The following is a 13,221-nucleotide window of genomic DNA, read 5'->3' as shown; positions in this document are numbered from 1 at the left end:
TATCAAAGAATTTAATAGTATATGATATTGTTTTGTATTTGCTAACGAATATCTAAGAAATCATGATTTTAGAAAATTAGAATCCGAAAGGACCTGGGGGACAACAAGGGTTAACTGGTACGCCGCACATTGTATGTGTCTCACAGCATTCATTTAAGCAGGATTCTGTGTGAGGGAAATAGTGTTGGTGGTTAACATGTAATTTGTTAACTGTTGTTGTATGCGAAGGATGAATGTGTTGTACAACCTTGTTGAATAAATTTGTTTTCACATATTGTTGTCCTGGTGAAACTAGTGGCGGATCATACTGAGCCGGGAACACTTGAGGCGGACAGAACTGTGGGCATGGTTGCGGCGGGCAGTATTGGGCTGGTAATGATTGAATGGGAGCGACTTGATTTGGCATCATATTTGGCATAGCGTTTGGCATCATATTTGGCGGGAAACCACCAAATCCACTTTGTCTTTTCATCATTAAATGACCTCCATCTACATTTGTCTTGTTATATCATCAGTCTATGTGAGATTTTTTTATTGGGACTAGTTCGAATACCTAATTATGAGGCTTTATGCCACTTAAATTAACTTGCGGAGATTTATTTACTAACCCGTGATGAGTTCAATTCGTGAATAAGTTACACCTTTTCTTATCAACTTAAGAAATATACAAATTAGAAGAAGGTGTATTATGGCGAAAAAACGTTATCGGTCATTCACTATCTTTACTATAAGCATGGCATTATTACTAATGTCTTCCTGTAGTCAGTTACAAAGTAAAGAGGATAACAAGAAGGAAAAAAAACCTCGTGAAGTTTTGGGTTTTTACACAGAAGAGGAAGGGACGTTTCCAGGGTCTCAACCTACAGTAAATTCGCATTTCGACAGTTTAAGCATCATTGCACCTTTCTGGTATAAGCTTGATGATAAGCGTCCAGGCAGTCTTATAGAAGGCGTTACAGCAGATCATAAGAGAAAGGTTATTCAGAGTGCTCATAATAAAAACCTGAAGGTGTATATGGTTGTACATAATCTCTTATATGAAACCGTCGAGAAGGGTAAGCAGGTAGCGAGTAATATACTAGACAACGATAAAAACCGCACCGTTTTCATTCAGAACTTACGCGATGAAATGAAACAATTTCAATATGACGGTATTAATATTGACATAGAAAATTTGTATCTGACTGACCGAGATTCCTTTAGTCTGCTGATTAAGAAATTGTCTGAGGCTCTACATCGTGATGGAAAAATAGTTACCGTTTCAGTCCCCGCAAATACGGGTGATTCTCGTGCTAATCCTTGGTCGCCGTGGTTTGATTACAAAAAACTTGGTCAATTTTCAGATGGGTTAATGATCATGACATACGATGAACACAACCCACGAACAACACCCGGGGCCACAGCATCATTCAATTGGACAGAAGCAACGATTCATTATGCTTTGAAACAAGGAGTACCGCGATCAAAAATTTTACTTGGTATCGCTGGTTATGGATGGGATTGGGATACAACAGCAGACAAAGCCTTGTATAGTCCTTTTCGACTTTTAATGGACCAGAAAACAAAATATAAAGCTAAAGTTATATGGGACTCCCGTTCGCAAACTCCACATTTCAGTTATGTTGATAATAAACATCATAGCCACCAGGTTTGGTTCGAGAATAGTCATAGTCTGCGGTTTAAGCTAAACCTTGTAGAGAAATATAACTTACGGGGAATCGGGATTTGGCGGCTAGGCTTAGAAGACCCCATGTACTGGACAGCTATTCCTGAGAAGATGAAAGTAAAAAAGTGATGGAATGGTCCCCAAAAAACCGGAAGTTTAGGGGATAGATATGTTAAAATGTGGTAAAGAGGTGGTTGTATGAAAAATGAAAATAAACCATTTAATGATGTAATAGACCACATTAATAAGATCGAAGGAAATATGACAAATGTAAGCAAGGGTGCTGTAAAAAGGCTGCCAAAACCATTAAAATATTTCGGATTCTTTATTACTGGCTTCTTTTCAATATCTATTTTGTTAATGATCATTTTAAATTTATTAAATTAGCTTTTAAAACTAGCTGCCAATTTTCGACCTTATCATTTTATTGTCAATATTTAACGATGCTTTCTGTTTAATAGTCTTGCTAAATGGGTATATAATATTGATTACTTCCATCAAGGCGAGGTCGATTTAAATGGAATCATTACAACAAGTAAGAACAAGAAAGAGATATCATGTAAAAATGAAGGGGAATAATCAGGAAGAACAAGCTGTCATAATAGCTTATTCTCCTGAAGAGATGAAAAGTTTAGTTCGCAAACTGTATAAGCATATAATTATTGATGATAAGGGATTACCATCTGGAGAAATTTCATTTAAGACCACGGATCTATTATAAATAGTGCTGTGGTTTTTTTTTTGCCTTAGTTAAAATCATATTTGGTTGAAGAATGATATCGAAATAATGGACAGTTACTGAAGTGTTCTTTTGTTTAAGGTATAATCTTTATATATGGAAAAAGGAGGTTATTAACAATATGATAAATAAAATAGCTGACTATTTCAAAAATAATTCATCTTCACTTGCTGTACAAATTGTTGAAGAGGTTCTTCAACGAATGAACTTAATCATTTCCAAAGAAGAAAAGCAGCAAGCTATCATCATGTACATAAAATTTTTCGAGTTTTTAGGAAAGTCGATTTTGGAAGACTCAGAAGAAGTAGCTGAGGACGTTATAACATGGAGTAAACGAAACGCAGAAAAACAAGTTTTTTCAGGAGGAAAAATATCTGAGCTTACCGTTAGGTATCCGCCTACAAGAGAAGTCTTTACTGACCTTATAACAAAACTAAGCGATGACTTTGGGATTTCGTTAAAAGAAGGTAAATCCATTATTAAAAGGATTAACTCAATGCTCGACGTCAGTTTAAATGAGACTATTTTAGCATTTGAAATGCTGACAGAAAGAAACGAGGAAAAGGCTAAGAGAGAATTGGCGGAACTGTCGGCACCGGTCGTTTTGATTCAGGAGGGTGTTGCAGTTCTTCCGTTAGTGGGTAAAATAGATTCTTATAGAGTTAGTTATATATTAGATAGGGTTGTTCCTAAAATAGCAGACTTGCAATTACAATTTCTTATCATAGACTATTCAGGTATCATTAATCTTAATCAAGAGCTGGTAAGTACCTTGAAATCGGTTGGAGATATTCTTGGATTGTTAGGCATAGAGGTTATTGTTACCGGGATGCGTCCTGAGCTAGCTCTGACAGTTGTAAGAAGTGGAATGGACATGTCTTCCTATAAAACATTTGCTCATGTCAAGCATGCGTTAGAATGGATTAATCAAAAAGTAGATTTGCCTTAAAAAGGTCAAAATAATAATCATGTGGGTTAAAAATATTGATTCAACACCGAAGTTTTTTACCTTTGATAAGTCACTGTGACCTTTCTAGATAAAGGTCACTTTTTTTATTAAACTAAATTAGGGCAAATCTTATAATTTCGGCCGAATGGCTGCTTGTAATGGAACATTAAATTATTGAGGGCCTGATGGTCCAATTAGTATAGTTCCGCTGCTTTTCTTATTGAAGTAATGGTCAGTTTATTCCTAACAGGCTGGACAAAAAAATGTGATTATTCCAATTGTCTTCGTTCGTGTCTTCTAATTATTCCAATCAGAAACCGTGATAGTAAAAAGGTTAAAGAAATGGAACCAAAACTATGAAGAGAAGTCCAAGATTTTTTGTACTTAATTAATTTTGTTTTCTTTTCAATCCAAAACTCTACAACTGAAGATGGGATACTAAATAATAAGCACTTAAAAATAATTCCCCAAATAGTCGAATTTTTCGTTAATTGATTGTAGTAAATACAGCTTACAGGAAAAAGCAGGTAGCTAAACAAAACACTTATATCAAACTTGTGCCCCAATTTAACAGGATATTTTAAATAACCTTTTTTTACTAATGTAGTATCTATGATTGTGGCTATGTAGCTTTTCATAAAGAAAATTAGTAACCAATCCTTTATTGGAGGTTTTCTAATTAAATTGAAAAAAGAGCAAAAACCAAAAATAAACAACAATCTTATCATATTTTTTTCAATTTGTTTGCCCATTCAGTTAACCTCCCTAATTGATTCAATGTTAGTTTTATCTAAAAATCGAATAAAAATTAAAATTGTTTTGGATTACCTAACAAAGCTTTTTTGCTTTTTTTGTTGCAAATACAACAAAGCTAGGTTAAATTTAATACATACCATTATTATTGCATTTGCAACAAAATTATGCGATAAGGAGTGAAATAATGAAGGAAATTCTGCGAGAAATTGGAATGATTGCCAGGGCATTAGATTCTATAAGCAATATAGAATTTAAAGAATATGACCTCACAAAAGGGCAGTATTTGTACCTTGTCCGAATAGGTGAAAATCCAGGAATTATTCAAGAAAAGTTAGCTGAAATGATAAAAGTAGATCGAACAACAGCAGCTCGAGCGATAAAAAAACTCGAAATGAATGGCTTTATTGAAAAGAAAGCTGACCAGCATAACAAAAAAATTAAAAAACTCTTTCCAACAGAAAAAGGGAAAAATGTTTATCCTTTTATCAAAAGAGAAAATGATTATTCCAATAGTGTTGCATTAGAGGGATTTTCCGAAAGAGAAGTAGAGACCACTTTTAATCTTCTTCAAAGAGTAAGAAAAAATATAGAAAAAGACTGGGAATTTGTAAAAAAGGGAAACAAGCGAAATTATTGAATTTTATAAAGGAGCGACAAATTTAAATGACCATAAATATAAAAAAGTGCACCCTTGAGGATTCACGCAAACTTCAAGAGATTAGTTATGAAACATTTAATGAGACATTTAAGCATGAGAATTCACCCGAAAATATGAATGCCTATTTGGAAAGGGCATTTAACTTAGAACAGGTAGAAAAAGAATTATCCAATAGTTCTTCTCAATTCTTTTTTGTTTATTTTAATCATGAAATCGCTGGATATTTAAAGGTCAATACCAATGAAGCTCAGTCTGAAGAAATGGGTGAGGAATCACTTGAAATCGAGAGGATTTATATAAAGAACAAATTTCAAAAACATGGGCTTGGTAAATGTCTGTTTAATAAAGCGCTGGAAATTGCAATGGAACATAATAAAAAGAAAATCTGGCTTGGCGTATGGGAAAAAAATGAAAATGCTATTGCTTTTTATAAGAAAATGGGGTTTGTTCAAACTGGAGCCCACTCATTTTATATGGGTGATGAAGAACAAATAGACTTTATAATGAGCAAAACACTTTAGATACATTATCTGAAAGGTGGGGTACTATGTATATTCCAACATATTTTAAGGTCACAAATGTTGATGAAATTTGGGAGTTTGTTCAACAAAACTCTTTTGGCACAATCGTCACAACTGAACAGGGGAAGCCAATTGCCACTCATTTACCTTTAGGTTTACATAAAAAAGGTGATGAATACTATATTACTGGGCATATGGCTTATGGAAATCCGCAATGGAGAACATTTGAAACCTGTGAAGATGTATTGGTTATGTTTCAGGGACCGAACGCTTACATTTCTTCTTCTTGGTACTCACACGAAAATGTACCAACGTGGAATTATCAGGCTATCCATCTGTATGGAAAAGCTAGTATATTAGAAAAAGATGAACTAATTGAAGAATTAACCGTAATGTTAGAAAAATATGAACAAAAACGTGAAAATTCAGTTTTATGGGATAAACTTTCTCCTGATCTGTTAGAAAATCAATTAAAAGGAATTATTGGTTTTAAGATTAAAGTCGAGGAAATCCAGGCTGCTTATAAATTAAGCCAAAACCGAAGTGAAACGGATTATAATAACATCATTGAAAAATTACAAAACGAAGGAAATTCAAATTCGAAACAACTGGCAGAGCAGATGGAAAAGAGAGTAAAAAAATAGAGATGAAGCGAAGCATCAGTTTACTGTAGTAGGGCCTAACGATTTTTTGAAACTCCTTCTATTATAATTATACCATATAAAAAATGGTCAAAATAGCCTTTTTATTCTCATTTACTACTGCTAAAATGCAATAGAACTGTAATGAGATTCGTTGGAGGGATATAGATGGGGCCACTTGTTCTCGGTTTTCAGGAAATGGAAAAAACACAGCTTTTGCTTGTCGGCGGAAAAGGGTTAAATTTAGGAGAATTATCAAAAGTCCAAGGAATCCAAGTACCAGAAGGATTTTGTGTTACAACAGTGGGATATCAAAAAGCCATCGAACAAAACGAAACGTTTCAAGCATTGTTGGATCAACTAACAATGCTGAGGGTAGAGGATCGAGATCAAATCGGTGAAATCACCAAGAAGGTTCGACAAATTATTATGGAGGTTGATATTCCTACCGATGTTGCCTGCGCTGTTGCTGATTATCTTTCTCAGCTTGGCGAAGAACATGCTTATGCAGTTCGTTCTAGTGCGACCGCTGAAGATTTACCATATGCCTCATTTGCTGGTCAACAAGAAACCTATCTAAATATCATCGGAATAGAAGCCATCTTGCAGCATATCAGCAAATGTTGGGCTTCCCTATTCACGGATCGTGCAGTAATCTACCGTATGCAAAACGGATTTGACCACAGCCAAGTGTATTTATCCGTTATTATTCAACGGATGGTTTACCCAGAGGCCTCAGGCATTTTATTTACTGCTGATCCGATTACCTCTAACCGAAAGCTGCTATCAATCGAGGCCAGTTTTGGGCTTGGAGAAGCACTGGTCTCAGGCTTGGTATCAGCCGATTGTTATAAAGTACAGGAAGAAAAAATCGTTAATAAGATGATCGCCACCAAAAAATTGGCTATCTATGCACGAAAAGAAGGCGGAACAGAGACACAGCAGATCGATCCCCATCAGCAAAAGACTCAAACACTTACTGAACAACAAATTTTACAACTTGCGCGCATCGGAAGACAGATTGAAGCATATTTTGGCGGTCCACAAGATATCGAATGGTGTTTGGTTGATGATACATTTTATATCGTCCAGAGTCGGCCAATTACTACGCTTTACCCCATTCCTGAAGCGAATGATCAAGAAAATCACGTCTATATATCTGTCGGACATCAACAAATGATGACCGCGCCCCTAAAACCATTGGGATTATCTTTTTTCCTGTTAACAACTTCGGCACCGATGCGAAGAGCTGGTGGAAGGTTGTTTGTTGATATTACACAAAAACTGGCTTCGCCTGTCAGTAGAAAAATGTTTTTAAATGCCATGGGACAACACGATCCGCTCATGAAAGACGCACTTACCACTGTAATCGAACGCGAAAATTTTATAAAATTGTTACCAGATGATGAAAAATTACAAAGTTCCGGTCAAAGCAATAATAGGAAACCCGTGGACTTTCTGACACAAACCGAAAACGATCCGACAATCGTTACGGATTTGATCAAGAGTAGTCAAGCATCGATAGAAGAGTTAAAACAAAACATCCAAACCCAATCAGGAACGGATTTATTTAATTTTATTCAAGAAGATATCCAGCAATTAAAGAAGATACTTTCTAACCCACAGAGTACGGCTGTATTTATGGCCGCTATGGATGCTTCATCATGGGTCAATGAAAAAATGGAGAAGTGGTTAGGTGAAAAAAACGCAGCAGACACGCTTTCACAATCTGTACCAAACAATATTACTTCCGAGATGGGTCTAGCATTATTGGATGTTGCAGATGTGATTCGTCCTTATCCAGAAGTTATTGATTATTTACAACATGTAAAAGATGATAACTTTTTGGATGAGCTGGTTAAGTTTGAAGGCGGACAAAAAACCCGTGACGCAATAATAGCTTATCTCAACAAATACGGAATGAGATGTGCCGGAGAAATTGATATTACCAGAAGTCGCTGGAGTGAAAAACCAACTACTCTCGTCCCCTTGATTCTCATTAATATCAAAACTTTTGAACCGAATGCTAGCAAACGGAAGTTTGAGCATGGGCGGCGTGCGGCCTTGAAAAAAGAACAAGAGCTATTAGATCGATTGATGCAATTACCGGATGGTCAACAAAAAGCTAAAGAGACCAAGCGAATGATTAGCATCATCCGGAATTTCATTGGGTATCGTGAATATCCAAAATACGGCATGATAAATCGCTATTTTGTTTATAAGCAGGCATTATTGAAAGAAGCCGAAAAACTCGTCCAAGAGGGAGTTATTCATGAAAAGGAAGATGTTTACTATCTCACGTTTGAAGAATTTGGCGAGGTCGTACGCACCAATAAACTGGATTACGAGATAATCCGCAAACGAAAAGACGAGTACAAATTATATGAAAAACTAACCCCTCCTCGTGTTATTACGTCAGATGGTGAAATCATTGTAGGTAAGTATAAACGAGAAAATCTCCCAGCCGAAGCGATTGTGGGTCTACCTGTTTCTTCCGGAGTGATAGAGGGACGCGCACTTGTCATCTTAAACATGGAAGATGCTGATTTAGAAGATGGCGATATATTAGTCACCTCCTTTACTGACCCTAGCTGGACACCATTGTTTGTATCCATAAAGGGCCTAGTCACCGAAGTTGGCGGGCTGATGACCCATGGAGCAGTTATCGCACGTGAATATGGCTTACCAGCTGTAGTAGGAGTGGAAAATGCTACCAAATTGATAAAAGATGGGCAACGAATTCGCGTGCATGGGACAGAAGGGTATATCGAAATATTGTAAATACTGAATACGTCCGGATTTAATTAATAGCTTCGCTCATGTGGTTACCCCTTCAAATACAATTGAAGGGGTTTTTAAATGCGATCTTTTCTTTTTAAATGCGATCTTTTCTCAATCATAATAAATAGAACCCCAGTAAGATTTAGGATGGAGCCTAACCAAAAGGTTACACCTATATTCTCTCCTAGAATAAGCCACCCAAGTAATGTTCCAACCACTACGGGGCAATAGCTTAAGATCCTGTTACCATTATGCAGCTTTTTTAATGGGGCTACCGCATAGGGCTTGTAGAAAGTCGGAAAATATCTTTCTATTGGAATGAATTGATTCAAAGAAAAGAAAAAGAATGAAGGATTACGAAAAAAAGCATTCATAATTGAATACTTTTTAGTACTTATTTTGGAATAGGAGGTTGGAAAATAATGAATAAAATAATCATGTATAAAACAGACAATGACCAAGCTATCCAAGGTTTCCAATGGTGTATAGGTAATACAGTAAAGGTGACTAAATTAAATACAAAAGACCAAAGCAGTGACCAACCATGATGATAAGTAATACTCTTGTTAAGATATGCTATAAATTCTACACCTTCAAAAAGCAGTGCCCAAAAAATAATCCACCAGATTTTATTCGATAGTAATTTAGGAAGCCTTCCTAAAAAGACGGCAATAACGAATGGGTAGGTTAAAAAAGGAATTTTTAAACCAATGATTGTATGTGTAGGAAAAATGATATGATCAATTCCAACAGGATGATATTCCCAAACCCTGTAATTATGGAGCAAGGTATTATATAGCAGATTAGCGATAATCCAAAATAATAATGTCGGATAAAATTCCTTCCAACGATTCCAGACTCCAAAAAGTAAACCGATAAGTAAAAAAAATATAGAAAATAAAGTTTGCATAAATATCTCCTTATATAAATAACCGAGTTACCCTTTTTAGTATGCCCTAAACCGATGATCGAGCATTTCTTTGTGTGAAGAAATGCTTTTTATTTTAATTAACAACAAAAATATTTTTTTATGTAATAAAAAATTATTGAAAAACGATAAATAATAAATTAAAATCAAATTACAAAATATATGTGAGGTGTTTTCTATGAAAAGAGTAACAACATTGTTTTTAAAAATCGCTGTACTTCTTATGGGAATCCCAGTACTTGCTTTGTGCATCTTTTTAGTGCCTGAGCTAGCGAATGTGACAGCAAAATTGCTTCCAGCGGTTTCTTATATTAAATATCTCGTTTCGATCGTTTTTTATGCATCTGCGATCCCTTTTTATTTTGCTTTGTATCAGGCATTCAAACTATTACGCTATATTGACAAAAATAAAGCTTTCTCCGAATTATCAGTAATAGCCTTAAAGAAAATCAAACACTGTGCCATCACAATCAGTATCCTGCATGTGTTAGTTTTGCCGCTTTTCTATCTCTTTGCGGAGAAAGATGATGCTCCAGGTGTCATCTTTGTCGGGTTGGTTGTTCCTTTTGCTTCTATGGTGATTGCCGTTTTTGCTGCTGTTCTCCAAAAGCTTTTAAAAGAAGCGATCGATATAAAATCAGATAATGATTTAACAGTCTGAGGTGGAGAACATAGCAATGATATTCAGTATCGATGTGATGTTGTTAAATGGATATGAAAACTCAAAATAACGCATTCATTCATGAGTGAGGTGTTTTCTATGAACCGAGGAGCGATGTTTTTTCTAAAAGGAGTTATTCTTCTAATTGGAATTGTTGCACTTGCTTTGTGTACATTTTGGGTGCCTCAGATTGCCAATAGAGATGCAGAAGCGAATCCAGAGACTGCTTACTTGCAATTTCCCTTTTTACTATGTGCTTATTTATTGTCTATTCCATTTTTCATAGCGTTGTATAAAGCATTTAATCTTTTAATTTACATCGATAAGAACAAGGCTTTCTCGGAATTATCTGTTAAAGCTTTGAAGGTTATCAAATGCTGTGCTATCACCATCAGTGCCTTTTTTGTCGCAGGAATCATATTTGTCGCTTTATGTATTGAAGGGGACAGAGCAGGTGTCATAGCACTGGGATTATATGCCACCTTTGCTTCAAGCGTAATCGCAACCTTTGCGGGAGTCCTCCAAAGGCTTGTAAAAGAAATTGTAGATCTACTGTCGGAAAATGATTTAATAGTGTGAGGTGGATAACTTGGCAATTATAATCAATATTGATGTGATGCTGGCTAAAAGGAAAATGAGCGTAACTGAACTTTCGGAGAGGGTTGGAATAACAATGGCTAACCTGTCTATATTGAAAAATGGAAAAGCAAAGGCCATACGTTTTTCAACTTTAGAGGCAATTTGTAAAGCATTAGAATGTCAACCTGGCGATATTTTAGAGTACAAAAATGACGAAGACACTCAAGAATAATAGACAATAAATTTATTCAACTGACGAGTGCTAGCGTTGCAGATTCAGCTGCCATTTTTGGCGGCTTTCTTCTTATGCGAAGGAGCAGGTTAGTTCAAGAGGAAATATGGATATATGTGGTAAAATGTTTTATATTAGAGATAGCTGTGATAAAAGGATGAAACAAGGGTGTGGAGAAGATGAAAAAAGCAATAAAATGGAGTATCTTAATCATTGGAGCTTTATTTGGAGCAGTTGCGTGGATTTCATGTGGAAAAGATGCACAATAAATCATAAGAAATCCTTCACATTAATACCTATTGGACTGGTTGTTCTTAAATTCATATTGGTTAAATTAGTTAAGGTAATAAATAGATAGAGGAGTACAGGGCTAGATTGTTCAATAGGAACAGTCCTTTTTTTTATTCCTAACATAAATTTGTGATGAATTACACTTATGATATCGGGGTGCAAGAGTTGAAGATTCAGGCTGTCGAAGGGGAGCTTTTTCTTATTGGACTCAATATAAAAAGCCTCAAACACGCACTGAGGCGATTTACATCATATTGGGAATAAATACGTTTGTAAAGAAATAATAACCAAGTGCACCGACTAACACACCAATAAGAACTAAAAAAATAGGAAAAACATTCTTTTTCATAAGCGCTCTCTCCTTTTTACTAAATTTTAACATAATCTTTTTACAAAGAAAATAAAGCCTATCTATCTTGTTTGATTAACGGAAAAAAGGATTTAAGATAAGGATTGTTACGATGGTCACTTTTTCTTGTTTAACTGACAGGTCACGTTAGTTTAAAAAGGAATTTTAAACCTATAAATAGAATAATGTAAAAGATAATACTTTATTGAAGGGAGCAAAATATGTTTGTCTCCGTTACCAGGCTTCGTTTAAAAGGAAAGAGAAAGTTACCTCTCTTTTTTTGGCATACATTTAAATCTGTTAGTCAATCTAGGAAATCGGAAGGTCTTTTGTATTCTTCGTTTAATAATGAAGGATGGGATACTTATTGGACACTAACTATGTGGGAAAATAAAGATGCTATGAAAGAGTACAGAAACAAAGGTAGTCATTTAAAAGCAATGAAAGTGTCCAGAAATATTGCAAACGAATTAGAATCAATTAATTGGGAAACAGAAAATAAGCCTACATGGGAGGAATGCAAGCAGCGTTTGAATAATAAGTATGGAAGAAATTTAGTAAAATAAGACCTGTTTTCATGCTAAGCCACCGGGTGCGATTGCTCACTAAGAGCGATCGCATTTTTACTAACGGAGCAGTAGAGTATCAGATAATTGGCTGCAAACAATTAATAGGATTCTTTATTTTAGGATTGTTCAACATATAAAACCATCAAAAAGTGGAAGAAATGCAAGTTATAATTCATCTCATGCGTATATTCGACTTTTTTTAAATGTAGAAAGGCCGTTTACTAAGCTAAAGGGGCAGGATATTTGAAGTAGGAATTCAACCTCAATTTGTAGAAATAGTAATCTTTTAACAATGTCTGGTATTTCTCTTATAGAATTTTTTACAGTTCAATAATTTTCTAAAATGGGTAGGGGATTTTTTGCGAATTTTTTTTAGATATAACTGGATGGTAAGAGAAGACTGGTATCGTTGGTGTGAAGAGTTAAGTGAAGAGGAACTTCTGCAAAACCGAACTGGTGGAATGGGAAGTATATTGCATACACTTTTCCATATAGTTGATGTCGAATGGAGCTGGATACGTCTTTTACAAGGTAAAGCAGACTTTCAGGACAGTTTCGATGGTTATAAAAGCCTGGATAAGGTTCGAAAATTGGACGCTGAATTTCATTTAGAAGTGGAAAGATTCGTGAACAACTGGGAAGCTAGTATGGAAAATATTTTATTTTACGATACCTTGCCTTATGGAAAAATTGTGACGGATACTTGGGGGGAAATCATGCGACACACCATTGCTCATGAAATTCACCATATAGGACAAATATCAATTTGGGCAAGGGAAATCGGAAAAAAGCCTGTTTCTGCAAACCTTATTGGTCGGGGTCTTTCATCTTATTACAATAAATAATTCAAATAAAAATGAAAGAATTGAGAAATTAGCGCAAATATTATTTGGAAAGACAA

General features: G+C 35.3%; 16 protein-coding genes. 13 read left to right on the top strand and 3 right to left on the bottom strand.

The window, feature by feature from the left end:
* Positions 1-76 precede the first annotated feature (76 nt).
* Positions 77-475, bottom strand: coding sequence for a CotD family spore coat protein (locus ACZ9EE_RS03385; RefSeq protein WP_476025278.1), 399 nt, complete (start codon positions 473-475; stop codon positions 77-79).
* 213 nt (positions 476-688) lie between these two features.
* Here ACZ9EE_RS03385 and ACZ9EE_RS03380 point away from each other — a divergent pair, with 213 nt between their 5' ends.
* From ACZ9EE_RS03380 to ACZ9EE_RS03365, 4 genes are all read left to right on the top strand, one after another.
* On the top strand, positions 689-1,795 hold the full coding sequence (locus ACZ9EE_RS03380) for a glycosyl hydrolase family 18 protein (RefSeq protein WP_476025277.1): 1,107 nt from the start codon (positions 689-691) through the stop codon (positions 1,793-1,795).
* Positions 1,796-1,864: 69 nt separating this feature from the next.
* On the top strand, positions 1,865-2,053 hold the full coding sequence (locus ACZ9EE_RS03375; protein ID WP_476025276.1) for a hypothetical protein: 189 nt from the start codon (positions 1,865-1,867) through the stop codon (positions 2,051-2,053).
* Positions 2,054-2,183: 130 nt separating this feature from the next.
* Positions 2,184-2,387, top strand: a complete 204-nt coding sequence (locus ACZ9EE_RS03370; protein WP_476025275.1) for a hypothetical protein — start codon at positions 2,184-2,186, stop codon at positions 2,385-2,387.
* A 139-nt stretch (positions 2,388-2,526) separates the two neighbouring features.
* Positions 2,527-3,354, top strand: coding sequence for an STAS domain-containing protein (locus ACZ9EE_RS03365; RefSeq protein ID WP_476025274.1), 828 nt, complete (start codon positions 2,527-2,529; stop codon positions 3,352-3,354).
* A 269-nt stretch (positions 3,355-3,623) separates the two neighbouring features.
* Here ACZ9EE_RS03365 and ACZ9EE_RS03360 read toward each other — a convergent pair whose 3' ends face one another.
* Positions 3,624-4,106 carry a CBO0543 family protein gene (locus tag ACZ9EE_RS03360; RefSeq protein ID WP_476025273.1) on the bottom strand — a complete coding sequence of 161 codons (483 nt, stop codon included), beginning with the start codon at positions 4,104-4,106 and terminating at the stop codon, positions 3,624-3,626.
* 188 nt (positions 4,107-4,294) lie between these two features.
* On the opposite strand from ACZ9EE_RS03360, the gene ACZ9EE_RS03355 reads away from it, so the two are divergent.
* The 4 genes from ACZ9EE_RS03355 (at position 4,295) to ppsA (ending at position 8,711) form a co-directional block, all read left to right on the top strand.
* Positions 4,295-4,747 carry a MarR family winged helix-turn-helix transcriptional regulator gene (locus tag ACZ9EE_RS03355; protein ID WP_476025272.1) on the top strand — a complete coding sequence of 151 codons (453 nt, stop codon included), beginning with the start codon at positions 4,295-4,297 and terminating at the stop codon, positions 4,745-4,747.
* A 26-nt stretch (positions 4,748-4,773) separates the two neighbouring features.
* Positions 4,774-5,289 carry a spermidine/spermine N(1)-acetyltransferase gene (gene paiA / locus ACZ9EE_RS03350; RefSeq protein WP_476025271.1) on the top strand — a complete coding sequence of 172 codons (516 nt, stop codon included), beginning with the start codon at positions 4,774-4,776 and terminating at the stop codon, positions 5,287-5,289.
* Between the two features lie 26 nt (positions 5,290-5,315).
* A complete protein-coding gene (locus ACZ9EE_RS03345; protein WP_476025270.1) occupies positions 5,316-5,933 on the top strand; it encodes an FMN-binding negative transcriptional regulator in 618 nt (205 codons plus the stop codon).
* Between the two features lie 165 nt (positions 5,934-6,098).
* A complete protein-coding gene (ppsA, locus tag ACZ9EE_RS03340; protein ID WP_476025269.1) occupies positions 6,099-8,711 on the top strand; it encodes a phosphoenolpyruvate synthase in 2,613 nt (870 codons plus the stop codon).
* Positions 8,712-9,105: 394 nt separating this feature from the next.
* Here ppsA and ACZ9EE_RS03335 read toward each other — a convergent pair whose 3' ends face one another.
* Positions 9,106-9,621 (bottom strand): CBO0543 family protein, encoded by a 516-nt coding sequence (locus ACZ9EE_RS03335; RefSeq protein ID WP_476025268.1) that lies wholly within the window; start codon positions 9,619-9,621, stop codon positions 9,106-9,108.
* Between the two features lie 196 nt (positions 9,622-9,817).
* Between ACZ9EE_RS03335 and ACZ9EE_RS03330 the strand changes: the two genes are divergently transcribed.
* From ACZ9EE_RS03330 to ACZ9EE_RS03310, 5 genes are all read left to right on the top strand, one after another.
* Complete coding sequence (locus tag ACZ9EE_RS03330; protein ID WP_476025267.1) at positions 9,818-10,300, top strand: DUF2975 domain-containing protein; 483 nt, start codon at positions 9,818-9,820, stop codon at positions 10,298-10,300.
* 99 nt (positions 10,301-10,399) lie between these two features.
* On the top strand, positions 10,400-10,879 hold the full coding sequence (locus ACZ9EE_RS03325; protein WP_476025266.1) for a DUF2975 domain-containing protein: 480 nt from the start codon (positions 10,400-10,402) through the stop codon (positions 10,877-10,879).
* A gap of 10 nt (positions 10,880-10,889) precedes the next feature.
* Positions 10,890-11,111 (top strand): helix-turn-helix domain-containing protein, encoded by a 222-nt coding sequence (locus ACZ9EE_RS03320; protein WP_476025265.1) that lies wholly within the window; start codon positions 10,890-10,892, stop codon positions 11,109-11,111.
* An 861-nt stretch (positions 11,112-11,972) separates the two neighbouring features.
* The gene (locus ACZ9EE_RS03315) at positions 11,973-12,317 is read left to right on the top strand and encodes a hypothetical protein (RefSeq protein WP_476025264.1); all 345 of its coding nucleotides are present in this window, start codon (positions 11,973-11,975) and stop codon (positions 12,315-12,317) included.
* A 362-nt stretch (positions 12,318-12,679) separates the two neighbouring features.
* Positions 12,680-13,165, top strand: a complete 486-nt coding sequence (locus tag ACZ9EE_RS03310) for a DinB family protein (RefSeq protein WP_476025263.1) — start codon at positions 12,680-12,682, stop codon at positions 13,163-13,165.
* Positions 13,166-13,221 lie beyond the last annotated feature (56 nt).

The sequence above is a fragment of the Bacillus sp. URHA0034 genome (assembly GCF_056280405.1).
Note: the sequence above shows the minus strand (reverse complement) of the source record. Positions and strands in the feature narration are given on the sequence as shown.